This window comes from Methylobacterium fujisawaense (assembly GCF_039619325.1).
In the GTDB taxonomy this organism is placed as follows: domain Bacteria; phylum Pseudomonadota; class Alphaproteobacteria; order Rhizobiales; family Beijerinckiaceae; genus Methylobacterium; species Methylobacterium fujisawaense.
In genome coordinates this window covers 480,247-502,048 of the sequence record NZ_CP155000.1, presented here as the reverse complement: position 1 = coordinate 502,048, position 21,802 = coordinate 480,247, and the positions used below count along the sequence as shown (strand labels likewise).

General features: G+C 72.2%; 19 protein-coding genes. 16 read left to right on the top strand and 3 right to left on the bottom strand.

Annotated features, from left to right (window positions below):
- Positions 1 to 21: 21 nt before the first annotated feature.
- Positions 22 to 1,347, bottom strand: coding sequence for a sugar MFS transporter (locus ABC766_RS02435; protein ID WP_345820999.1), 1,326 nt, complete (start codon positions 1,345 to 1,347; stop codon positions 22 to 24).
- Positions 1,348 to 1,507: 160 nt separating this feature from the next.
- Between ABC766_RS02435 and ABC766_RS02430 the strand changes: the two genes are divergently transcribed.
- Entirely contained in the window at positions 1,508 to 2,671 is a 1,164-nt protein-coding gene (locus ABC766_RS02430; RefSeq protein ID WP_345820998.1) for an aldose epimerase family protein, read from the top strand.
- The gene (locus ABC766_RS02425; RefSeq protein ID WP_053610133.1) at positions 2,668 to 4,467 is read left to right on the top strand and encodes an IlvD/Edd family dehydratase; all 1,800 of its coding nucleotides are present in this window, start codon (positions 2,668 to 2,670) and stop codon (positions 4,465 to 4,467) included. The genes ABC766_RS02430 and ABC766_RS02425 overlap by 4 nt, the downstream gene beginning before the upstream one ends.
- A gap of 40 nt (positions 4,468 to 4,507) precedes the next feature.
- On the opposite strand, the gene ABC766_RS02420 is transcribed toward ABC766_RS02425, so the two are convergent.
- A complete protein-coding gene (locus tag ABC766_RS02420) occupies positions 4,508 to 5,248 on the bottom strand; it encodes a FadR/GntR family transcriptional regulator (protein ID WP_345820997.1) in 741 nt (246 codons plus the stop codon).
- 150 nt (positions 5,249 to 5,398) lie between these two features.
- Between ABC766_RS02420 and ABC766_RS02415 the strand changes: the two genes are divergently transcribed.
- From ABC766_RS02415 to ABC766_RS02350, 14 genes are all read left to right on the top strand, one after another.
- Positions 5,399 to 7,006, top strand: a complete 1,608-nt coding sequence (locus ABC766_RS02415) for an aldehyde dehydrogenase (NADP(+)) (RefSeq protein WP_427902281.1) — start codon at positions 5,399 to 5,401, stop codon at positions 7,004 to 7,006.
- Between the two features lie 72 nt (positions 7,007 to 7,078).
- On the top strand, positions 7,079 to 8,059 hold the full coding sequence (gene araD1 / locus ABC766_RS02410; protein ID WP_345820995.1) for an AraD1 family protein: 981 nt from the start codon (positions 7,079 to 7,081) through the stop codon (positions 8,057 to 8,059).
- A gap of 1 nt (position 8,060) precedes the next feature.
- Positions 8,061 to 9,002, top strand: coding sequence for a Gfo/Idh/MocA family oxidoreductase (locus ABC766_RS02405; RefSeq protein WP_345820994.1), 942 nt, complete (start codon positions 8,061 to 8,063; stop codon positions 9,000 to 9,002).
- Between the two features lie 69 nt (positions 9,003 to 9,071).
- Positions 9,072 to 10,610 carry a carbohydrate porin gene (locus ABC766_RS02400; protein WP_345820993.1) on the top strand — a complete coding sequence of 513 codons (1,539 nt, stop codon included), beginning with the start codon at positions 9,072 to 9,074 and terminating at the stop codon, positions 10,608 to 10,610.
- Positions 10,611 to 10,870: 260 nt separating this feature from the next.
- Positions 10,871 to 12,379: an ATPase domain-containing protein gene (locus ABC766_RS02395; RefSeq protein WP_345820992.1), complete on the top strand. Its 1,509-nt coding sequence runs from the start codon at positions 10,871 to 10,873 to the stop codon at positions 12,377 to 12,379.
- Positions 12,366 to 13,406, top strand: a complete 1,041-nt coding sequence (locus ABC766_RS02390; protein WP_043355225.1) for a sensor histidine kinase — start codon at positions 12,366 to 12,368, stop codon at positions 13,404 to 13,406. Before ABC766_RS02395 ends, ABC766_RS02390 begins: the two co-directional genes overlap by 14 nt.
- A 145-nt stretch (positions 13,407 to 13,551) precedes the next feature.
- Complete coding sequence (locus ABC766_RS02385; protein WP_043382391.1) at positions 13,552 to 13,914, top strand: hypothetical protein; 363 nt, start codon at positions 13,552 to 13,554, stop codon at positions 13,912 to 13,914.
- A 445-nt stretch (positions 13,915 to 14,359) separates the two neighbouring features.
- The gene (gene msuE / locus ABC766_RS02380) at positions 14,360 to 14,935 is read left to right on the top strand and encodes an FMN reductase (protein ID WP_043355222.1); all 576 of its coding nucleotides are present in this window, start codon (positions 14,360 to 14,362) and stop codon (positions 14,933 to 14,935) included.
- An 8-nt stretch (positions 14,936 to 14,943) separates the two neighbouring features.
- On the top strand, positions 14,944 to 15,903 hold the full coding sequence (locus ABC766_RS02375; RefSeq protein WP_053610129.1) for an aliphatic sulfonate ABC transporter substrate-binding protein: 960 nt from the start codon (positions 14,944 to 14,946) through the stop codon (positions 15,901 to 15,903).
- 18 nt (positions 15,904 to 15,921) lie between these two features.
- Positions 15,922 to 16,944, top strand: coding sequence for a sulfonate ABC transporter substrate-binding protein (locus ABC766_RS02370; RefSeq protein ID WP_345820991.1), 1,023 nt, complete (start codon positions 15,922 to 15,924; stop codon positions 16,942 to 16,944).
- Positions 16,944 to 17,726, top strand: coding sequence for an aliphatic sulfonate ABC transporter permease SsuC (ssuC, locus tag ABC766_RS02365; RefSeq protein ID WP_043357563.1), 783 nt, complete (start codon positions 16,944 to 16,946; stop codon positions 17,724 to 17,726). Before ABC766_RS02370 ends, ssuC begins: the two co-directional genes overlap by 1 nt.
- The gene (locus ABC766_RS02360) at positions 17,726 to 18,568 is read left to right on the top strand and encodes an ABC transporter ATP-binding protein (protein WP_345820990.1); all 843 of its coding nucleotides are present in this window, start codon (positions 17,726 to 17,728) and stop codon (positions 18,566 to 18,568) included. The genes ssuC and ABC766_RS02360 overlap by 1 nt, the downstream gene beginning before the upstream one ends.
- A gap of 19 nt (positions 18,569 to 18,587) precedes the next feature.
- Positions 18,588 to 19,763: an FMNH2-dependent alkanesulfonate monooxygenase gene (gene ssuD, locus ABC766_RS02355; protein ID WP_043382379.1), complete on the top strand. Its 1,176-nt coding sequence runs from the start codon at positions 18,588 to 18,590 to the stop codon at positions 19,761 to 19,763.
- 149 nt (positions 19,764 to 19,912) lie between these two features.
- Positions 19,913 to 20,182, top strand: coding sequence for a hypothetical protein (locus ABC766_RS02350; protein WP_043357569.1), 270 nt, complete (start codon positions 19,913 to 19,915; stop codon positions 20,180 to 20,182).
- Between the two features lie 4 nt (positions 20,183 to 20,186).
- Here the strand turns inward: ABC766_RS02350 and ABC766_RS02345 are convergent, their stop codons facing one another.
- On the bottom strand, positions 20,187 to 21,614 hold the full coding sequence (locus ABC766_RS02345; protein WP_345820985.1) for a hypothetical protein: 1,428 nt from the start codon (positions 21,612 to 21,614) through the stop codon (positions 20,187 to 20,189).
- Positions 21,615 to 21,802: the final 188 nt, after the last annotated feature.

Below are 21,802 nucleotides of genomic sequence, written 5' to 3'. Positions count from 1 at the left end.
GCTCCCCGATGCCGCCGACGCTCAGGCGCCCGCCGGCCGCGCCGCGGCGGCGGGGCGGCAGCCCCAGAGGGCGTAGAACAGGACGTAGAGTTCGCAGGCGGCGGTGATCAGGAAGGAATGCTGCAGCCCGAACCGGTCCGCCGCCCAACCCTGCACCACCACCAGGGATCCGCCCGCGATCGCCATGATCAGCAGCCCGGCGCCCTCCTCGGTGAGCGGCCCGAGGCCGCGGATCCCCAGGGTGAAGATCGTCGGGAACATGATCGCGTGGAACAGGCCCACCGAGATCAGGGCCCACATCGCCCAGTGGCCGGTCGCGAAGGTCGCCACCAGCATCACCGCGCAGGCGCCGATCGCCGCCCCGGCCAGCACGGTCTCGGCCGCCCGAGCCTGCATCAGGTAGCTGCCGGCGAAGCGGCCGACCATCATGCCGCCCCAGAGCAGGAACAGGTAGCGCGAGGCCTGGGCGTGGGTCAGGTCGCCGATCTCCGGCTGTGAGACGAAGTTGATGAACAGGTTCGACACCCCGATCTCGGCGATCAGGTAGATGAAGATCGCCGGCACGCCGAGCACGAGGTTGCGGTGGCGCCAGAGGGACAGGCCGGCGCGCTCGGCCTTGACGGCCCGGGCCGTGGCGCCGCCGGCGCCGCCCAGGGCGGGCAGCCGGAAGCGGGCGATGATCACGGCGAGACCGACGAGGATCGCCGCCACGATCAGGTAGGGCAGCTGCACCGATTGCGCGTCGGCCAAGCGCTCGGCCGGTGTCAGGATGGTGCCGGCGGCGGCGTTGCCCGCGGCGGAGCGCCCGAGGATCAGGTAGCCGCCGAACAGCGGCGCCAGGGTCGTCCCGAAGGAGTTGAACGCCTGCACGAGGTTGAGGCGCGCCGGAGCGCTCTCGGCCGGGCCGACCACCGCCACGTAGGGGTTCGCGGCGACCTGCAGCAGGGTGATGCCGCTGGCGATCACGAACAGGGCCGTGAGCGTGATCGCGTAGGAGACTTGGTGCGCGGCCAGGATCATCCCGAGCGTGCCCAGCGCCATGATGCCCAGCCCCGCCACCAGGGCGCGCTGGTAGCCGACCCGTTCGATCAGCTTGGCCGCCGGGATCGAGGCCACGAAATAGGCGATGAACCAGACGGACTCGATCAACGTCGTCTGCGTGTAATCGAGGTCGAACACGCTGCGCAGGTGCGGCAGCAGCGTGTTGTTGATGACCGTGATGAAGCCCCACATGAAGAAGAGGCTCGCCAGCAGCGACAGGGCCGGGCGGTAGGCGCCCCGGTCGCGCGCGGCCTCCGCCCCCGTCCGGGGCGCCGTCGTCCCGACGGTCGCGATCGGTCCTGCCATCCGGCGTTGTCCTCTGCGTTCCGGGCCGCCTTGCCGACGGTCCCATGTTGTCCATTTCATTTGTCTGAGTATATATCGGATTCGCGGACGTCAACCGCGTCCCCGTCGCGTGCCGGCGCAGGATCGGCGGGACGGGCGGCTTCATCGAGGGGAGGATGCGATGCGTGGAGTGGGACCCCTGGCGCTGTGCGCCTGCGCGGCGATCCCGGGCCTGACCCCGGCTCCGGTCCGGGCGGCCGAGCCGGTCCGGACGGTGTTCGGCACCCTGCCGGACGGCCGGTCGGTGGAGGAGGTGACGCTGACGAACGGCAAGGGGATCACGGCCCGGATCCTGTCGTGGGGCGCGCTCCTGCGGAGCCTCGACGTCCCGGACCGGTCCGGCAAGGCCGCGGATGTGGTGCTCGGCTACAACGACCTCGCCTCCTACCTGACCAAGGGCAGTTATTTCGGCGTGAGCGTCGGGCGCTACGCCAACCGCATCCGCGCCGGGCGCTTCACCCTCGACGGCCAGACCTACACGCTGGCCACCAACGACGGCCCGAACGCCCTGCACGGCGGCGCGGCCGGCTTCGACAAGCGGCTCTGGACAATCACCGCGGTCAAGGGCGGCGCGGCCCCGTCGGTCACCCTGCGCTACGTCAGCCCGGACGGGGAGGAGGGCTATCCCGGAACGCTCACGGCCACCGCCACCTACACGCTCGACGCGACCAACACGCTGACGGTCACCTACGAGGCCACGACCGACAAGCCGACGATCGTCAACCTGACCAACCACAGCTTCTTCAACCTCGCGGGTGAGGGCTCGGGCCGCTCGATCCTCGATCAGACCCTGACCATCCCGGCGGAGCGCTTCACGCCGGTCGACGCCACCCTGATCCCCACCGGCGCGCACCTGCCGGTGGCCGGAACGCCCTTCGACTTCCGCAAGCCCACGGTGATCGGCGCGCGGATCCGCGACGGGCGGGACGAGCAGATCGTGCGGGCGCGCGGCTACGACCACAACTGGGTCGTCACCGACGCGCCCACGGCCGAGCCGCACCTCGTAGCGCGGGTCGAGGATCCGGAATCGGGCCGGATCCTCGAGGTGGCGAGCAACCAGCCGGGGGTGCAGTTCTATGCCGGCAACTTCCTCAACGCGACGGTGGTGGGTAAATCCGGCCTCGCCTACCGGCAGTCGGACGCCCTGGCGCTGGAGCCGGAACTCTTCCCCGACACGCCGAACCAGCCGGCCTTCGGCTCCGCCCGGCTCGACCCCGGCAAGACCTACCGGAACGTGATCGCCTACCGGTTCTCGACCAGCCCCGCTCACCGGACCCAGAAATGACCGACCGACCGATTGCACGGCCCCTGCGCTCCCGCGCCTGGTTCGACAACCCCGACAATATCGACATGACGGCGCTCTACCTGGAGCGCTACCTGAACTTCGGCCTCAGCCTGGAGGAGCTGCGCTCGGGCAGGCCGATCATCGGCATCGCCCAGACCGGCTCGGACCTGTCCCCGTGCAATCGCCACCATCTCGTCCTCGCGGAGCGGATCCGCGAGGGCATCCGCGAGGCGGGCGGGATCGTCCTGGAATTCCCGGTCCACCCGATCCAGGAGACCGGCAAGCGGCCGACCGCGGGCCTCGACCGCAACCTCGCCTATCTGGGCCTCGTGGAGCTGCTCTACGGCTACCCGCTGGACGGGGTCGTGCTGACCACGGGCTGCGACAAGACCACACCGGCCTGCCTGATGGCCGCCGCCACCGTGAACATCCCGGCCATCGCCCTGTCGGTGGGGCCGATGCTCAACGGCTGGTTCAAGGGCCAGCGCACGGGCTCCGGCACGATCGTCTGGAAGGCCCGCGCGATGCTGGCGGCCGGCGAGATCGACCATGACGGCTTCATCAAGCTCGTCACCTCGTCGGCGCCCTCGACCGGCTTCTGCAACACGATGGGCACCGCCACCACGATGAACACGCTTGCCGAGGCCCTGGGCATGATGCTGCCCGGCTCGGCCGCGATCCCGGCGCCCTACCGCGACCGGCAGGAGGCTGCCTACCAGACCGGCAAGCGCATCGTCGCCATGGTGGCCGAGGACCTGAAGCCCTCCGACATCCTGACCCGCGACGCCTTCCTCAACGCCATCGCGGTCAATTCGGCGATCGGCGGCTCGACCAACGCGCCGATCCACCTCGCGGCGATCGCCCGCCACATGGGGGTCGACCTCGACATCACGGACTGGCAGACCCACGGGCTCGACGTGCCGCTGCTGGTCAACCTGCAGCCGGCGGGCACCTATCTCGGCGAGGATTACTACCGCGCCGGCAGCTTGCCCGCGGTGGTGGCGCAGCTCATGCGCCGCGACCTAATCCGGGAGGGCGCGTTGACGGTCAACGGGCGCACCCTCGGCGACAATTGCCGCGGCGCCGTGATCGAGGACGAGGACGTGATCCGGCCGATCGACCGGCCCCTCAAGGAGGCGGCGGGCTTCCTGGTCCTGCGCGGCAACCTGTTCGACGCCGCGGTCATGAAGACCAGCGTCATCGGCGACGAGTTCCGCGCCCGCTACCTGTCGAACCCGGAGGATCCGGACGCCTTCGAGGGTCCCGTCGTGGTCTTCGACGGACCGGAGGATTACCACGCCCGGATCGACGACCCGAGCCTCGGCATCACCGCGGAGACCATCCTGATCATGCGCGGGGCCGGGCCGATCGGCTATCCCGGGGCCGCCGAGGTGGTGAACATGCGCCCGCCCGCGCAGCTGATCCGGGCCGGCGTGCACGCGCTGCCCTGCCTGGGCGACGGGCGCCAGTCCGGCACCTCGGGCTCGCCGTCGATCCTCAATGCCTCGCCCGAGGCGGCGGCCGGCGGCGGCCTCGCGCTCCTGCGCACCGGCGACCGGGTGCGGATCGACCTGCGCCGCGGCACCGCCGACATGCTGGTCGACGCGGACGAGATCGCCCGCCGCCGCAGCGCCCTGGAGGCGGCGGGCGGCTACGCCTATCCGGCCTCGCAGACGCCGTGGCAGGCGATGCAGCGCGCCGCCGTGGGGCAGATGCACACCGGGGCCATCCTGGAGGGCGCCGAGGCGTTCCAGCGCATCGCCCAGACCCGGGGCGTGCCGCGCGACAACCACTGAGACGAGGCCCGGGCCGGCGGCGCGGACGCCGCCGGCTCCGTCAGGGGCGCATCGCCAGCTCGGTGTCGGCGAGGGCGAGGCGGACCAGCTCGGTCATGGTCTCCCGGGCGGCGGCCGGGTCGCCCGCCACGATCGCGTCGTAGAGGGCGCGGTGGTCGGGCATCGGATCCCGGGGCAGGCCCTGGCGGCGATGCTTGAAGATCGTCGTCCACGTGACCGCGGCGGCGATGGAACTCGACAGGGCCATCAGCGCCCCGTTGCGGGCCGATTCCAGGATCGTGTTGTGGAAGGCCTGGTCGGCGGCCCGTCCGGCCTCGGTGGCGAGGCCGTGGCGGCCCATCTCCTCCAGGGCGTGGCCCATCCGGGCGATGTCGAGGCCCGAGCGCCGCTCCGCCGCGAGCGCCGCCGCCGCCGGCTCGACGATCATCCGCAGCTCGAACAGGTCGCGGATGAAGGACTCGCTCGGCTCCGACTCGAAGGCCCAGGCGAGGATGTCGGGGTCGAGCAGGTTCCAGCGGCTGCGCTGGCTCACGCGGGTGCCGGTGCGCGGGCGGCTCTCGACGAGCCCCTTCGCGCTCAGGATGCGGATCGCCTCGCGATAGGCGGTGCGCGAGACGTTCAATTTCTCAGAGAATTCGATCTCCCCGGGCAGCACGTCCCCGGGGGCGTAGCGGCCGCCGAGGATCGCCACCCCCAGATCGCGGGCGACCGAGCCGTGGATGCGGCGCGAGCCCGAGGCGAGGGGCAGCGTGACGTTCTCCGAACCGCGATCCTGCCTCACTCGTCCACCTCCAGTCCGGGCCACCGGGTCGGTCGGGGCGGGATCGGCGCGATTCTATCCTGAAGTTGTAGGAGCGCAAAGAGGAACACCCCCTGCACCGGAAACACGGCCGCGCTTGCGGCGGGAGGCGAACTGCCCTAGCCTAATTGTATGAGTAGTGAATCGCCAGGGTCCGTGACGATCCGCGGCAGCGTCCTGATCGGCGCCGCCGACGTGACCACAGCCGCGCTCTTCCGGGCCGTGGATCCCGCCACCGGAGCGCCCCTGGAGCCGGCCTTCTCGGCCGCAGGCCCTCGGGAGGTGGAGGCCGCCTGCACGCTGGCGGAGGCGGCGTTCCCGCATTTCGCGGAGACGCCACCAGAAACACGCGCTCGCTGTCTCGAAGCTGTGGCCGAGGGCATCGCCGATCTCGGCGCGCCGCTCGTCGAGCGGGCGATGGCCGAGACGGGCCTGCCGCGGGCGCGGCTGGAGGGCGAGCGCGCCCGCACGGTCGGGCAGCTGCGGCTGTTCGCGGATCTCGTCCGCTCCGGCGCGTGGATCCGGGCGACGATCGATCCGGCGCAGCACGAGCGGCAGCCGCTGCCCCGGCCGGACCTGCGCCGGCGCCACGTCGCGATCGGCCCGGTGGCGGTATTCGGCGCCTCGAACTTCCCGCTGGCCTTCTCGGTGGCGGGGGGCGACACCGCCGCCGCCCTGGCGGCGGGCTGCCCGGTGGTGGTGAAGGGCCATCCGGCCCATCCCGGGACCGGGGAGCTGGTCGCGCGGGCCGTGCGTGCGGCGGTGGCCACCGGCGGCCTGCCCGAGGGCACGTTCTCCTACCTGCCGGGACCGTCCACGGACCTCGGAAGCGCCCTGGTCGCCGACCCACGGATCAAGGCCGTCGGCTTCACCGGGTCGCGCGCGGGCGGGCTCGCCCTGATGCGGGTGGCCGCCGGCCGGCCCGAGCCGATCCCGGTCTATGCCGAGATGAGCGCGGTCAACCCGGTCGTGCTCCTGCCCGGCGCCCTGCGGGCCCGGAGCGCGTCCCTGGCGGCGGGCTTCGTCCAGTCGCTGACGCTGGGGGCGGGGCAGTTCTGCACCAATCCCGGTCTGCTGATCGGGATCGCCGGCTCCGACCTCGACGCCTTCGCGGAGGCCGCCGCCGCGGCGATCCGGGAGAGTGTGCCGCACACCATGCTCACCCCGGACATCCGCGACCGGTTCGCGCACGCCGTCGCCGCGCTGGCGGCCCGACCGGGAGTGACGGTCGCGGCGCGCGGGGCGGCCGCCGGGCCGGGGGGCGCCCCCGCCTGCCTGCTGCGCACGGAGGCGCGCCACGTCCTCGCGGATCCGGCCCTCGCCGACGAGATGTTCGGTCCGGCCGCGCTGCTGGTCGCCGCCGCCGACATGGCGGAGGTCACCCGGCTCCTCGAGTCCCTCGGCGGGCAGCTCACCGCGACGTTGCACCTCGACCGCGCGGACGAGCATCTCGCCGCCGGGCTCGTGCCGCTGCTGGCCCGCAAGGCCGGACGGATCCTGGCGAACGGCTGGCCCACCGGCGTCGAGGTCGCCCCAGCGATGGTGCATGGCGGGCCGTTCCCGGCGACCTCGGACGGCCGGAGCAGCTCGGTGGGCACGCTGGCGATCGAACGGTTCCTGCGCCCGGTCTGCTACCAGGACCTGCCCGACGCGCTCCTGCCGCCGCCCCTGCGCCCGGACAATCCCTGGCATCTCGCGCGCCGGATCGACGGCGTTCTCGACCCGCAATCCGGCCGCTGACAGGCCGCCGCGCGACCCTCGACGGCCGCGCGTTCAGGACGACCCGAAGCGGTCGTCCCCGGGAGGACACAGATGGGACGATCACTCCTACAATTCCGCGCCGCCGACGGGCAGCGGGGCGTCGCGCTGCTCGCCGACGGTCGGGCGCGGCGGGTGCTCGGCGTCGACAGCGTGCGCGCCCTGGCGCGCAGGGCTCTCGAGGCGGGGGACGATCTGGCCGCGACGGCGGAGCGGGCGGGACTCGGCGTGCCCGTCGATCTCGACACGGTCCGGCTCCTGCCGCCCATCGACCACGCCGATCCCGCCCACCTGATGCTGAGCGGCACCGGCCTGACGCATCTCGGCTCCGCGGAGGGCCGCGACGCGATGCACCGCGCGGCCGCGGCCGACCCGGCGCCGACCGACTCGATGCGCATGTTCCGGATGGGCGTCGAGGGCGGCAAGCCGGCGCCGGGCGAGGCCGGCGTGCAGCCAGAATGGTTCTACAAGGGCGACGGCTCCGGCCTGGTCGCCTCCGGCGAGCCGCTGGTCTCGCCGGCCTTCGCCCGCGACGGCGGCGAGGAGCCGGAGATCGCCGGGATCTACCTGGTCGACGCCGACGGCACCCCGGTGCGCCTCGGCTTCGCCCTGGCGAACGAGTTCTCCGACCACGTGACCGAGCGCGGCAACTACCTGTGGCTCGCCCATTCCAAGCTGCGCCCGGCCGCCCTCGGCCCGGAGCTGTGGCTCGGGGCGCTTCCGCCGGACGTGCGCGGGACCAGCCGCATCCTGCGCGACGGCGCCGTGCTCTGGGAGAAGCCGTTCCTCTCCGGGGAGGCGAACATGTCCCACAGCATCGCCAACCTGGAGCGGCACCACTTCAAATACGCACCCTTCCGGCGCCCCGGCGACGTGCATGTCCACTTCTTCGGGACCGCCACCCTGTCGTTCAGCGACGGCGTCGCGACCCGGCCCGGCGACGTGTTCGAGATCGAGGCCGCGCCGTTCGCGCTGCCCCTGCGCAACCCCCTGGCGGCCGCCCCGCCCGCCGATCCGACTGTGCGGGTGCTCTGAGATGGCGAGCCCGATCCGCATCGGTCTGGTGGGTGTCGGCAAGATCGCCCGCGACCAGCATCTGCCGGTCATCGCCGCCTCCCCGGATTACAGCCTCGTGGCGGTGGCGAGCCGGCATGGCGGGCTCGACGGCGTGCCGAGCTACGGCAGCCTGGAGGCGATGCTGGCGGCGCACGGCGACCTCGACGCCGTCGCCCTGTGCCAGCCGCCGCAGGCGCGGTTCGCGGCGGCCCTGGCGGGGATCGCGGCGGGCCGCCACGTCTTCCTCGAGAAGCCTCCGGGGGCGACGCTGGCCGAGGTCGGGCTCCTGGTCGAGGCCGCCCGGACCCGGGGCGTGAGCCTGTTCGCGAGCTGGCACTCGCGCTTCGCGCCGGGGGTGGAACCCGCGCGCCGCTGGCTGTCGGGCCGCCGGATCCGGTCGGTGGAGATCGCTTGGCTGGAGGATGTCCGGCACTGGCACCCGGGCCAGGACTGGATCTGGGACGCGGGCGGGATGGGCGTGTTCGATCCGGGGATCAACGCCCTGTCCATCGCCACGCATATCCTGCCGCCGTTCCACCTGACCGGCGCGACCCTGTCGGTGCCGGAGAACCGGCAGGCGCCGATCGCCGCCGACCTGCATTTCGCCGATGCCGCCGGCACCCCGATCCGGGCCCGGTTCGACTGGCGCCAGACCGGGCCGCAGACCTGGGACATCCGGGTCGAGACCGACGACGGTACCCTGGTGCTTTCGCAGGGCGGGGCCGTCCTGACGATCAACGGCCGCGACCAGCCGCTCCCGCCCGAGGCGGAGTACCGCGGCCTCTACGACCGTTTCGCCGCCCTGGTCCGCTCCGGCGCCAGCGACGTCGACCTGAATCCGCTGATCCACGCCGCCGACGCCTTCATGCGCGGCGAGCGCCGCACGGTGGAGGCCTTCACGGACCGACCGGACACGGACTGACCGGGAGGCCCCCTGCGGGACACGAACGCGACAGAGCCAGGCAAGGCCGCGCGGTTAAGGGGGAGTCACATGGGTAAGCAATGGAGAAAGCATAGGCGATGGGCCGCGCTCGCATTCTGTGCCGCGACGGTCACGGCGGGCGCGTGTCCGGCGGTCGCACAGGTTGAAGCCACGGCTCCGGACGGGGGACCGTCGCTGGTGAATCCGGGGCCGAAGGCGAATCCGGCGCAGAAGGCCCGGTACCGGGCGAACCGCGCCCGGCGGCGGGTCATCCGGGAGGCGCGGAGCTTCTCGGGCGCCAGCAGCGCCGCGGCCAGCCTCGACGTGCAGGGCAGCAGCGCGACGCCGCCCAGCCTGCCGCCGGGCACCCTCGATCTGGGCAACGGGATCAGCATGATCCTGAACTACACCGGCGAGTTCGCCGCCAACCCGTCCGGCGGCATCCGCCAGGGATCGGCCTATGCCGGCCAGATCGCCTTCGGCCTCGACGCCGATCTCGCGCGTCTCGCGGGGATCGACGGCGGCTCGGTCCACACCGTCGTCACCCAGCGCCACGGACGGAGCCTGGCGCAGGATTCCATCGGCTTCAACGGCAGCGTGCAGGAGATCTACGGCGGCGGCCAGACCGCCCATCTGACCCTGCTGTCCTACGAGCAGAAGCTGTTCGACAACCGCCTCGACCTCGAGGTCGGCCGCCTGCTGGCCAACCCGAACTTCCTGGCCTCTCCGCTCTACTGCAACTTCCAGAACAACGCGACCTGCGGCGCCCCGAAGTCCATCTTCAAGCTGACGAACTTCACCTACTGGCCGATCGCCACCTGGGGCGGCCATGCCAAGGCCTGGGTCAACGACAAGGTATTCCTGCACGCCGGCATCTACGAGGTGAACCCCCGCGACCAGTTGCCGACGCAGAACGGGATCGACTGGTCGACCAACGGCGCCACCGGTGTCCTGGTGCCGGTGGAAGTCGGCTACTCGACCAATTTCGGCAATGACCCGCTGCCGCGCAACTACAGCGTCGGCGTCGTCTTCGACCGGTCGGACTACAAGGATCCCGTGCTCGACCAGCGGGGCGGCGCCCGGGTCTTCAGCGGCCTCGATCCGCTGACCCGGTTCGGCCGCTCGGCGGTCTACGCCCGCTTCGACCAGATGGTCTGGCGGCCGGACCCGAGCGGCATCCAGGGCCTGTCGGTCTTCGGCGTCGCGATCGGCGGGACCGGCGGCCGGCAGACCCAGGATTACTTCCTGGAGGGCGGCGCCGTGCTGACCGGCACCTTCCCCGGCCGGCCCTACGACACCCTCGGCTTCGTCTTCGCCATGGAGAAGCTCTCGCCGCTGGGCACGGCCAACATCCGGGCGGCGCGCACGGCGCTCGGGCTCGGCACCCGGAACGTCGAATCCCTGCAGACCATCCTGGAGCTGAGCTACGGCATCCAGCTCACCCCGGCGGTGCGGCTGATGCCGAACCTGCAATACGTGATCGACCCGGACCAGACCCGCTTCCCGTTCCGTCCGAAGCCGATCCCGGATGCCTTCGTGATCGGCGCGAAGCTGTCGGTGGACCTGTTCACCCTGGCCGGCCTGGCGAAGGGTCCGGGCAGCCAGTGAGCGCGCGAACCCCCGGCGCCCGCAGGATGCGGGCGCCGGTCCTCCATCGCGGCGCCAATCCCGGCTGCCGCACGGCGCGGCCGTCCGGCAGGACCGATATCCCGGTCGCGCCGACGGTCGCGCTGACGGTATCGGCCGGCGCAGGAGCGCGGCGGACGGGGTTTCGCCCTGCGCGCTCCTTCGTGTACGAGACCGGGCTCCGCGTTCCGTCACGCGGTCGGTGGGCTGCCCGCCCGTCGGGCGACGGCAGAGACCTGGACATGGCAGTGACCGATCAAGACGCGGCGCCGGTCTGTACCGGAGTGGCCGGCCTCGACCACATCCTGGACGGCGGCTACGCGTCCCGGCGCTCGCACCTCATCGAGGGCCGGCCCGGATCCGGCAAGACGACGCTGGCGATGCAGTTCCTGCTCGACGGCGTGCGGCGGGGCGAGCGCTGCCTGTACATCACGCTGTCCGAGAGCCGGCGCGAGCTCCTGAACGTCGCGGGGCGCCACGGCTGGTCCCTCGACGGCATCGAGATCTTCGAACTCATCGCGCCGGAACTCAGCCTCGACCCGAACCAGCAGCAGAGCCTCGTCCATTCGTCCGATCTCGAACTCGGCGAGACCATCCGCATGGCGATCGCCGAGATCGAGCGGACCAAGCCGCAGCGCGTCGTGTTCGACAGCCTGTCCGAGATCCGGCTGCTCTCGCAGGGTTCGCTGCGCTACCGCAGGCAGGTCCACGCCCTGCGCAGCTTCCTGCTCATCCAGAACACCACCGCGCTGCTCCTCGACGATCTGACCGCCGAGGCGGACGACCTGAATCTGCACAGTCTCAGCCATGCCGTGATCCGGCTGGAACAGCTCGCGCCGCTCTACGGCGGGGAGCGGCGGCGCCTGCGCGTGATCAAGATGCGCGGCACGCCGTTCCGGGGCGGGTTCCACGACTACGTCATCCGGCGCGGCGGTCTCACGGTGTTCCCGCGGCTCGTCGCGGCCGAGCATCTCGGCACCTTCGCCGACGACCAGTGCGGCACGGGCAGCCCCGAGCTCGACCTGCTGCTCGGCGGCGGCATCGATCGCGGGACCAGCACGATGCTGATCGGCCCGTCCGGCGTCGGCAAGTCGACGGTGGCGCTCACCTGCGTCACCGCGGCGATCGCCCGCGGCGAGAAGGTGCTGATCCTCAGCTTCGACGAGACCACGAACGTGCTGCGCCGCCGGGCCCGCGGCCTCGGCATGCCGATCGACGCCGTGATCGCCTCCGGCGATCTCCGGGTCGAACAGATCGATCCGGCGGAGGTCTCGCCCGGCGAACTCGCCGACATCGTGCAGGAGGCGGTCGAGCACCAGGGCGTGACGACGGTCGTGATCGATTCCCTGACCGGCTATCACAACGCCATGCCGGAGGAGAACTACCTGCTCCTGCAGATGCACGAGTTGCTGACCTACCTGAACCAGCAGGGCGTCGTCACGCTCCTGATCCTGGCCCAGCACGGCATGATCGGGGCGATGGGCGCCAATGTCGACCTGACCTATCTCAGCGACACGATCCTGCTGTTCCGCACCTTCGAGGCCGATGGCCGGCTGCGGCGCGCGATCTCGGTGGTGAAGAAGCGGACCGGCAGCCATGAGAACGCGATCCGCGAATTGCGGATCGACTCCGACGGGATCCGCGTTGGCGAACCACTCAGCGCGTTCAGGGGTATCATGACCGGCGTTCCGACATTCGAAGGTGAACGGTCGTCCCTCTTGCCCACCCACGGGGCTGATGACCGACGCTGAACCGCCGGTTCTCCTCTTCACGCCGGGGGGCCGCGACGCCGTCGTCGCCGCGACCATCCTCGGCGAGGGACAGATCGCGTCGCAGATCTGCGGCAGCCTCGCGGAGGTGGTCGCCCGGCTCCACACGGCCGCCTGCGCAGTCCTGACCGAGGAGGCGCTGCTCTCCTCGAACCGGCAGGCGCTGGCGGATTGGATCGCCGCCCAGCCGCCCTGGTCCGACTTCCCGTTCATCCTCCTGCGACTGCGCGGCGCCGAGCCCAACACGCAGTTGACCGACCTCTTGGGCAACGTGAGCGTGCTGGAGCGCCCGTTCCATCCGGCGACCCTGATCATGGCGGCCCGGGCCGCCCATCGCGCCAAGCGCCGGCAGCTCGAGGCGCGGGCCCATCTCGAGGAGCGCGAGCGGACGACGGAGCGCCAGGCGCTCCTGATCCGCGAGCTGCATCACCGGGTGAAGAACACGCTGGCGACGGTGCAGGCGCTGCTCGGGGCTTCGGCCCGGTCCGCCACCACCGTGGACGCGTTCTACGAGGCGTTCTCGGCGCGGGTGATCTCGCTGGCCAAGACCCACAATCTCCTGACCGAGGATTACTGGCAGCAGGCCCCCCTGCGCGAGATGCTGATGAACGAGCTGGGGCCCTACAACGACGTCGAGGGCTCCCGCATCCAGCTGGACGGGCCGCCGATCGACCTGATGGGCGACCTCGCGGTCCCGACCGGCATGGCCATCCACGAGCTGACGACCAACGCGGCCAAGCACGGCGCCTTGTCGGTTCCGGAGGGCTGCATCCGGATCCGCTGGGGTGTCGAGCAGACGCCGGCGGCACGCATGCTCCATCTCGACTGGACCGAACGGGGCGGCCCGTTCACGGAGACACCGACGCGGAAGGGCTTCGGCTCGACGCTGCTGCAACGCGTCCTGAAGCTCCAGTGCCAGGCGGAGATCGCCTTCGATTTCCAGCCGGCCGGCCTGCATTTCACCATGCGTGCGCCGCTGCCCGAGACGCGCGTCGTCCCGACCTACTGAGCGCACCGGTCCTCGAAACCCGGCGGCCCGGATCCGACCGCGGGATGTGCGCTTTCACACAGAAGTGTGGTGCATCCTCCGGCTCAGGTCGAACCGATCGCAGGTGCGAGATTTGGGATGTCGCAGCACAGCGACACGTTTCTCGATGACCAAGTTTGCCCCTCTCGTCGCCGCCATCCTCGCCTGGGCCGCCTTCGGCACCTGGGCCGAAGCCCGGCGATCCGCGCTCCAGAAGGATATTCCGGCCCTGCGTCCGGGCATCGAAGCCGATCTGGCCGCCCGGAACTGCCCGAATGTCCGCATCGACACGGAGCGCTTCCGCCAGTTCTCGCGAGAGAACCACCTCAACCACGCCGATTTCTTCACGAAGAAGCGCTCGGTCGCCCTGCAGCAGGACCTCGACGCGGAGGCGACGCAGTTCCGGGAGCGTCCGGAGCAGGCCTGCGCGCAGATGTGGGACAAGTACGGCGACGACGGTACCGTGCTGCATCTCCTCGCCCGCAAATAGACAGACCGCCGGCCGGGCGCGTGCTGGAACCGGCCCGCCGCCCGGCGGGCCGCCAGGGTTCGCGGCCGACGGGTGAGCGTCTGCCGGTTGCCGGCCCGCCGGGCTCCCGGCCGACGAGGCCCTTCCAAAGCCCCGCGGAATGCGAGAGCGCCCTTCTCCCGCCGGGCCCTCCGGGAGACGAAAGCTTCGTTTCCCGCGCGACCACGCCGCCGCGGCACAAGATTTCGGCGCGAGTCCGCCCGGCATCCTGAGATAAAATCTCATCCGGGGCGAGATGTTTCGAGCAGAACGTTTTGCGTTCGCGAGACAATTGGGAACCGCGTTTCATTGACGGCGGAACGTGGGGCGATCAATTCTATCGACCTATTCGGATGTCCGGCCGCACCATCCTCGCTCTTCGAGATCGCGGCGGCTCGCCATCCTGTCCCGCAGCAAGGCACCCGGAATGACACGACCGAGACTCGTCGGCCTGAGCGCGAACGTGCAGCGGCCCTCCAAGACCCGGACGCTGGTGGATGCGGTGCTGCGCGAGGCCGGCGCCCGGGCGCCCCTCGATGTGCGCCTCCTCGACTTCGTCGATGCCGGAACCGGCCTCGGCGCCGCCTGGACCCGCGACCAGCTCCCGGCGTCTTCGCGCAGCGTGCTCGCGGCGATCGAGGAGGCGGACGGTCTCGTGGTCGGCTCGCCGGTCTACAAGGGCGCCTATACCGGCCTGTTCAAGCACCTGTTCGACCTCGTCGATCCGGGGGCGCTGGCCGGCAAGCCCGTGGCGATCGTGGCCACCGGCGGCGGCGCGCGCCACGCGCTCGTGGTCGAGCACGCCTTCCGGCCGCTCTTCGGCTTCTTCGGCGCCCTCCAGATCCCGACGGCCGTCTACGCTTCCGATCCCGATTTCAGCGACGGCGTGCTCACCGAGGCCGGCGTGCGCGCCCGCGCCGCCGAGGCCGGCGGGCAGCTCGCGGCCCTGCTGGTCCACCGGTCGGCCTCCGCCGCGCCCCTCGCCCTGGCCGCCGCCGAGTGAGCCGGGCGATGCTCGACCGCCGCAGCCTGCTGGCCGCCCTGGCGGCCCTGCCCCTCGCGCCGGCCCTGGTCCGGGGCGCCCGCGCGGCCGAGCCCGGCGTGGTGCGGATCGGCTACCAGAAGAACGGCATCCTGGTCGTCGCCAAGCAGCAGGGAATCATCGAGAAGCGCCTGGAGCCCCTCGGCCAGAGCGTGCGCTGGGTCGAGTTCTCCTTCGGGCCGCCGCTGCTGGAGGCCCTGTCGCTCGACGGGATCGACTTCGGACAGACCGGCGACGCGCCGCCGATCTTCGCGCAGGCCGCGCGCGCCAACCTCGTCTACGCGGCCGCCCAGGAGGCCGGCGGGTCGGGGGCGGGGATCCTGCTCCCGAAGGCCTCGGCGATCCAGAGCCTCGCCGAGCTCAAGGGCAAGCGGGTCGCCTTCGCCAAGGCGTCGAGCGCCCACAACCTGACCATCGCGGCCCTGGAGAAGGCAGGCCTCAGCTACGCCGACATCACGCCGGTGACCCTGGCGCCCGCGGACGCCGCGGCGGCCTTCGCCCGGGGCAGCATCGACGCCTGGACGATCTGGGACCCGTATTTCGCCATCGCCGAGCAGGGGGAGGGGGTGCGGGTGCTGGCCCGCGCCAGCGACATCACCCCGCAGAACAACTACTTCCTGGCGAGTCGCCCCTTCGCGGAGACCCGCGCCCCGGTGCTCCAGGCGGTGATCGACGCGCTCGGGGACGTGGCGGCCTGGTGCACGCAGAACCGCGGCGCCGTCGCCGACCTCCTGTCGCAGGGCACCGGCGTGCCGCTCGCCGCCACGCGCCGGGCGGTGGACCGGACCGACTACGTGATCGGCCCGATGAACGACCGGGTCGCCGCCGAGCAGCAGCGGATCGCCGACCGCTTCCACGCCCTGAAGCTGATCCCCAAGCCGATCCGGATCGCCGACGCGGTCTGGACCGCCCCCGCCCGCAACGGCTGACACCGACTGCCGAGAGCCATGACCGACCGCACGCCCCGCGCCCTGGCCCTGCCGCCGTCCGACCGCCCGGCGCCGAACCGCCGCCTGCTCCTGTCCGCCGGGCTCGGCCTCGCGGCGGCCGCGATGCTGCGCCCCGCCCGGGCCGCGGGCAGCATCCGGATCGGCTACCAGAAATACGGCTCCCTGGTGCTGCTGAAGGGCCGCGGCAGCCTGGAGACGGCGCTCCAGCCGCTGGGCGTCACGGTGGCGTGGTCGGAATTCCCGTCCGGGCCGCCGCTCTTGGAGGCGCTGAATGCCGGGGCGATCGATTTCGGCTCCGCCGGGGAGGCCCCGCCGATCTTTGCCCAGGCCGCGAGCCCGGAGCTGCGCTACGTCGCCACCGAGCCGCCGGCGCCGCGGGGGGAGGCGATCCTCGTGCCCAAGGACAGCCCGGTGCGCAGCGTCGCCGACCTGCGCGGGAAGACCATCGCCCTCAACAAGGGCTCGAACGTCCACTTCCTGCTGGTGCGCGCCCTGGCGCAGGCGGGCGTGCCCTATGACGGGGTGAAGCTCGCCTTCCTGGCGCCGGCGGACGCCAACGCCGCCTTCGTGCGCGGCTCCGTCGACGCCTGGGCGATCTGGGATCCGTATCTCGCCGCCGCCGAGCGCGCCACGGGCGCCCGGGTCCTGGCCGACGGGCAGGGGCTCGCCCCCAACCGCCAGTTCTACCTGTCCCGGCGGGGCTTCACCGATTCCAGCCCGGAGATCGTGTCGGCCGTGCTCAAGGCGATCGGTGAGGTCGATGCCTGGGCGGAGGGCCACGCGGACGCCGTGGCGGCGGAACTCGCCCCCGCGGTGGGCATCCCCGCGCCGGTTCTCGGCGTCGCCCTGGGACGGCTGTCCTACGGCGTCGCGCCCCTCGACGCCGCGGCGGTCGCCGACCAGCAGAAAGTCGCCGACGCGTTCCACGGGCTGGGCCTCCTGCCGCGACCGATCCGGGTCACCGACGCGGTCTGGACGCAGCCCGAGCGCCGGGCCGAGAATCGGGCGGAGACTCGCTGATGCGCAACGCCAAGCTCGATCGCCTCGGCGACACGGCCCTGCCCTGGCTCCTGCCGGCGGCGCTCCTTCTCGGCTGGCAGGCCGCGGTCTCGGCGGGCCTCGTCTCCAACCGCTTCATGCCGGCGCCCCTCGACGTGGTCCGGGCCGGCTGGGAGGCCGGGCGGACCGGGGAGCTCTGGACCAATCTCGGCGTCAGCACCCTGCGGGCGCTCGCGGGCTTCGTGATCGGCGGCGGCATCGGCTTCGCGCTCGGCCTCGCCAACGGCCTGTCGCGCCTGTCGGAGCGGCTCACCGACACCTCGGTGCAGATGGTGCGCAACGTGCCCCACCTGTCGCTGATCCCGCTGGTGATCCTGTGGTTCGGCATCGGCGAGGAGGCCAAGCTGTTCCTCGTGGCGCTCGGCGTGTTCTTCCCGATCTACGCCAACACCCTGCACGGCATCCGCTCGGTGGATCCGGGCCTCGTGGAGATGGGCCGGGTCTACGGCATGTCCCGCAGCGAGCTGTTCGCCCGGGTGGTGCTGCCCGGCGCCCTGCCGTCGATCTTCGTCGGCCTGCGCTACGGCCTGGGCATCATGTGGCTGACGCTGATCGTCGCCGAGACGATCTCGGCCTCGTCGGGGCTCGGCTACATGGCCATGCAGGCGCGCGAGTTCATGCTGGTCGACGTCGTGGTGCTGGCGATCCTGATCTACGCGGCCCTCGGCAAGCTCGCCGACGCCCTGACCCGCCAGCTCGAGCGCACCTGCCTCGCCTGGAATCCCGCCTACAGGAGCGCCTGATGCTGCTCGACGCCGTCCGCCGCGAGGCGATCCCCGACGCCGGATCGGCACCCCGTCAGGCCGGGGGATCCGCATCGTCACGCCCGCCCGCGGGCCGCGGCATCGCCGTCACCGTCCGCGACCTGCACAAGAGCTTCGACGGCACCGCCGTCATCGAGGGCCTGAACCTGTTCCTGCCGGCCGGCGGGTTCACCGCGGTGGTGGGCCGCTCCGGCTGCGGCAAGAGCACCCTGCTGCGCCTGATCCTCGGGCTGGAGACGCCCACCAGCGGCCGGATCGATCTGGAAGGGCCGGCGACGTCGCCCCGCCGGTCGGAGCCGCCGAAGCGGATCATGTTCCAGGAGCCGCGCCTCCTGCCCTGGGCGCGGGTCGTCGACAACGTCGCGGTCGGCCTATCGGGCCTCGGCTCCCGGGCCGAGCGCCGGGAGCGGGCGCTCGCGGCGCTCGCCGAGGTCGGGCTCGGCGACAAGGCGGGACAATGGCCCGCGACCCTGTCGGGGGGCCAGCGGCAGCGGGTGGCGCTGGCCCGGGCGCTGGTGAGCCGGCCGGGCCTGCTCGCCCTCGACGAACCCCTTGGCGCCCTCGACGCCCTGACCCGCATCGGCATGCAGGACCTGATCGAGCGGATCTGGCAGGCGCAGGGCTTCACGGCGCTGCTCGTGACCCACGACGTCGCCGAGGCGGTGGCGCTGGCCGACCGCATCCTCGTGGTGGAAGCCGGGCGGATCGCCCTCGACCTGCGGGTCGACGTGCCGCGCCCGCGCCGACGCGGGGATCCGGATCTCGCACGCCTCGAAGGCCGTATTCTCGATCATCTTCTGGGCGCGCCGCAGGCCGCCTGACCCGCAACGGAGCTTCCCGATGACCGCATCGCACGACGGGCGCGCCGACGTCCTCTGGTTTCTGCCGACCCACGGCGACGGGCGCTATCTCGGTGCCCAGGAGGGCGCCCGGGACGTGTCGCTCGGCTACCTCCAGCAGATCGCGCAGGGCGCCGACGCCCTCGGCTATTACGGCGTGCTGCTGCCCACCGGGCGCTCCTGCGAGGATTCCTGGATCGTCGCCTCGGCCCTGGCGCCCCTGACCCGGCAGTTGCGCTTCCTCGTGGCGGTGCGGCCGGGCCTGATGGAGCCCTCGGCCGCCGCCCGCATGACCGCGACCCTCGACCGGATCTCCGGCGGGCGCCTGCTGATCAACGTCGTCACCGGTGGCGACCCGGTGGAGCTCGCCGGCGACGGCGTGTTCCTGTCCCACGACGAACGCTACGCCGTCACCGACGAGTTCCTGACGATCTGGCGCGGCCTGCTGGCGGGGGAGACCGTGACCTTCCAGGGCGCGCATCTGCGCGCCGAGAACGGCCGGCTGATCTACCCGCCGGTGCAGAAGCCCTATCCGCCGCTCTATTTCGGCGGCTCGTCGCCCGCCGGGATGGCGGTGGCGGCCGAGCATTGCGACGTCTACCTCACCTGGGGCGAGCCGCCGGCGCAGGTCGCGGAAAAGATCGCCGCCGCCCGGCAGGCCGCCGAGGCGAAGGGCAAGACCTTCTCGTACGGCATCCGCCTGCACGTCATCGCCCGGGAGACGGAGGGCGAGGCCTGGGACGCGGCCGAGCAACTGATCTCGAAGCTCGACGACGCCACCATCGCGAAGGCGCAGGAGACCCTGAAGCGGCAGGATTCCGTCGGCCAGAGCCGCATGATGGCCCTCCACGGCGGCAAGCGCGACAAGCTGGTGGTGTCGCCCAACCTCTGGGCCGGCGTCGGCCTCGTGCGCGGCGGTGCCGGGACGGCTTTGGTCGGCTCGGCCGATCAGGTCGCCGACCGGATGAAGGAGTACATCGATCTCGGGATCGACCGCTTCATCCTCTCGGGCTACCCGCACTTGGAGGAGGCCTACCGCTTCGCCGAGCTGGTCTTCCCGAAGCTGCCGCTGCGCGCCACCACGGGTCGCCCGGCCACCAATGCCCGCAACGACGGCCCGTTCGGGGAGATCGTCGCCAACGACATCGTGCCCAGCCGCCGCGTCGGCGCGCACTGACCGGAGGATCGGGCCGCCCTCCGGGACCGGGCATGGCTGATCTGCATTCGCGCTGCCCGGGTGTCATGGTGACGCCATCCTTGGCGTCCATCCGCCCCGCCCATCGCCGCGCGCCGTACGCGCGCGGCCGGGACGAGTGAAGGATGTCCATGACTTCGACCAAGACGGCCCTGCTGGCCATCGGTCTCTGCCTCGGCCCCGCCGCGGCCTTCGCGGAGCAATCCCCGGCCCGGGAAGCGCTCAAGCAGTACTGCACCGGCGACTACATGGATTTCTGCAGCGCCTACGCGCCGGGCGGCCCGGAAGTCGAAGCCTGCTTCAAGGCCAATCTCAAGAAGCTCTCGCCCAACTGCTCGGCGGCGATCACCGCCTACAAGAAGGAGCAGCGGGCGACCAAGCGCTTCAGCGAGGCGCGCTGAACCGTCACCGCACGGCGACGCCCAGAGGCGCGCCGCTGCAGTCGAGATGCGCCGGGTTGGTCGAGACCACCCCGGCATTGCACCCCGCCTGCGTCCCGACATAGAGGGGCGTCCCGCCGGATCCGGGCCGCGCGAGGTAGCCGATCGGCCGCGTGCCGGCGTCGAGATGGCGGGGATTGCTGGTGACGAGGCCCGCATCGAGCCCGGCCGCCGTGCCGACATAGACGGGCGGGTCGCCGGGGTTACCCGGTTGCGCCAGCGTGGCGCCGATCGGCGCCGTGGCGCAGCCCTTGTACCCCGGGTCGATCGTCACCTCGCCGGCGTTGCAGCCGCCCTGCGTGCCGACATAGAGCGCCGTACCGGGCGCCCGGGCGGCCGGGGGCGGCGCGACGGCCGCCTGCGGCGCGATAGCAGCCCGCGGCGCTTGGGCGGCCTGCGGCGCTTGGGCAGCCCGCGGCGCTTGGGCGGCCGGCCCGCCGCCGAGCGCCGTCCGCAGGGCCGCGATCCCCGCCTTGACGTCCTCCAGCGTGCCGACCACCACGTAGCAGGTGTAGCTGTGCGCCCCGGCCGGGACGTTGTTCTCGCGGAAGACGCAGTTCCACTTCACCGTCGCGTTGCCGGGGCCCGGCAGGGTCGCGAAGTTGAAGCGGCCGTAGCCCGCGTTCGGCACGCTCGGCTGGGGGAGGGCGGGGCTGTACACGCCCATGGCCCGGGATCCGTCGGCATTGGCCAGGATCACCGGCACGCCCTGCTCGGCCGGCCCCGCGGAGAGCGGCGCGGAGCGGCCCGTCGCCGGATCGTAGCTCCAGAACTGCGCGAAGTCGGGGGGCATGTAGGCGGTGGCCGCCTCGAAGGTCGCGGAGGCATGCGGCTCGGCGGTGACGTAGGTGGCGCGGTACGCGATGGCGTTGGCCACGCCCTCGGCCCCGAGGGTGACGCGCTTGGCCAGGACATCGTTGGAGCGCGGCCCGGCATGGGGGCCGGGGCCCTTCGGGCAATTGCCGGTCGTCGCACCGGGCCCGATCCAGTAGGCCATCTGGGACCGGGTCTCGAGCGTGTCGGCGCCGACCTGCAGGGCCGTGAGCAGGCTCGTGCTGCGCGGGCCGGTGCCGTCGGCATCGCTGCCGGCCTCCGTGGGGTTCAGGCACTCCCCGTAGCCGTCGAAGGCGGCGGCCGATTGCAGCTCCCGGCCGTGGTCGCGGGCGTTGATGAACTGCGTGCCGCCCCAGGTCAGGCTGTCGATGGCGCCCGCGGTCCGGGACGAGACGCCGACGGAGAGGGGCGATCCCTTGAACGGCCGGCTGATCGTCGCCCGGCCGCCGGGCTCGGGCCATGCGATCGACGGCGCATCCGCGGCGCGGGCGGACCCGGCGAAGCCGGCGAGCAGCAGCGCCGCGCAGGCGGGACGGGTGGGTCGGATCGGTGCGGTCATCGGCGGCTCCTGGGCGCCGTCGGCTTAGCAGGTGCGGGCGCGCCGTCCAGGATCGCATCCCGGATACCGGACCGGGACCCGCGCGCCGCAACCGGGCTTTGCGGTCCGCCGCCCGCGCCGATGCTGCCTTCGGGCAGCCTCACGCCTGCACGATAATTTAAGCCCGTGGCCGCCATCAGGTTAGGACA

Bases quoted from the DNA above. Each gene is read 5' to 3' on its own strand.
- ABC766_RS02435 (WP_345820999.1), bottom strand. From the start codon at position 1,347: ATGGCAGGACCGATCGCGACCGTCGGGACGACGGCGCCCCGGACGGGG.
- ABC766_RS02430 (WP_345820998.1), top strand. From the start codon at position 1,508: ATGCGTGGAGTGGGACCCCTGGCGCTGTGCGCCTGCGCGGCGATCCCG.
- ABC766_RS02425 (WP_053610133.1), top strand. From the start codon at position 2,668: ATGACCGACCGACCGATTGCACGGCCCCTGCGCTCCCGCGCCTGGTTC.
- ABC766_RS02415 (WP_427902281.1), top strand. From the start codon at position 5,399: ATGAGTAGTGAATCGCCAGGGTCCGTGACGATCCGCGGCAGCGTCCTG.
- araD1 (WP_345820995.1), top strand. From the start codon at position 7,079: ATGGGACGATCACTCCTACAATTCCGCGCCGCCGACGGGCAGCGGGGC.
- ABC766_RS02405 (WP_345820994.1), top strand. From the start codon at position 8,061: ATGGCGAGCCCGATCCGCATCGGTCTGGTGGGTGTCGGCAAGATCGCC.
- ABC766_RS02400 (WP_345820993.1), top strand. From the start codon at position 9,072: ATGGGTAAGCAATGGAGAAAGCATAGGCGATGGGCCGCGCTCGCATTC.
- ABC766_RS02395 (WP_345820992.1), top strand. From the start codon at position 10,871: ATGGCAGTGACCGATCAAGACGCGGCGCCGGTCTGTACCGGAGTGGCC.
- ABC766_RS02390 (WP_043355225.1), top strand. From the start codon at position 12,366: ATGACCGACGCTGAACCGCCGGTTCTCCTCTTCACGCCGGGGGGCCGC.
- ABC766_RS02385 (WP_043382391.1), top strand. From the start codon at position 13,552: ATGACCAAGTTTGCCCCTCTCGTCGCCGCCATCCTCGCCTGGGCCGCC.
- msuE (WP_043355222.1), top strand. From the start codon at position 14,360: ATGACACGACCGAGACTCGTCGGCCTGAGCGCGAACGTGCAGCGGCCC.
- ABC766_RS02375 (WP_053610129.1), top strand. From the start codon at position 14,944: ATGCTCGACCGCCGCAGCCTGCTGGCCGCCCTGGCGGCCCTGCCCCTC.
- ABC766_RS02370 (WP_345820991.1), top strand. From the start codon at position 15,922: ATGACCGACCGCACGCCCCGCGCCCTGGCCCTGCCGCCGTCCGACCGC.
- ssuC (WP_043357563.1), top strand. From the start codon at position 16,944: ATGCGCAACGCCAAGCTCGATCGCCTCGGCGACACGGCCCTGCCCTGG.
- ABC766_RS02360 (WP_345820990.1), top strand. From the start codon at position 17,726: ATGCTGCTCGACGCCGTCCGCCGCGAGGCGATCCCCGACGCCGGATCG.
- ssuD (WP_043382379.1), top strand. From the start codon at position 18,588: ATGACCGCATCGCACGACGGGCGCGCCGACGTCCTCTGGTTTCTGCCG.
- ABC766_RS02350 (WP_043357569.1), top strand. From the start codon at position 19,913: ATGACTTCGACCAAGACGGCCCTGCTGGCCATCGGTCTCTGCCTCGGC.
- ABC766_RS02345 (WP_345820985.1), bottom strand. From the start codon at position 21,614: ATGACCGCACCGATCCGACCCACCCGTCCCGCCTGCGCGGCGCTGCTG.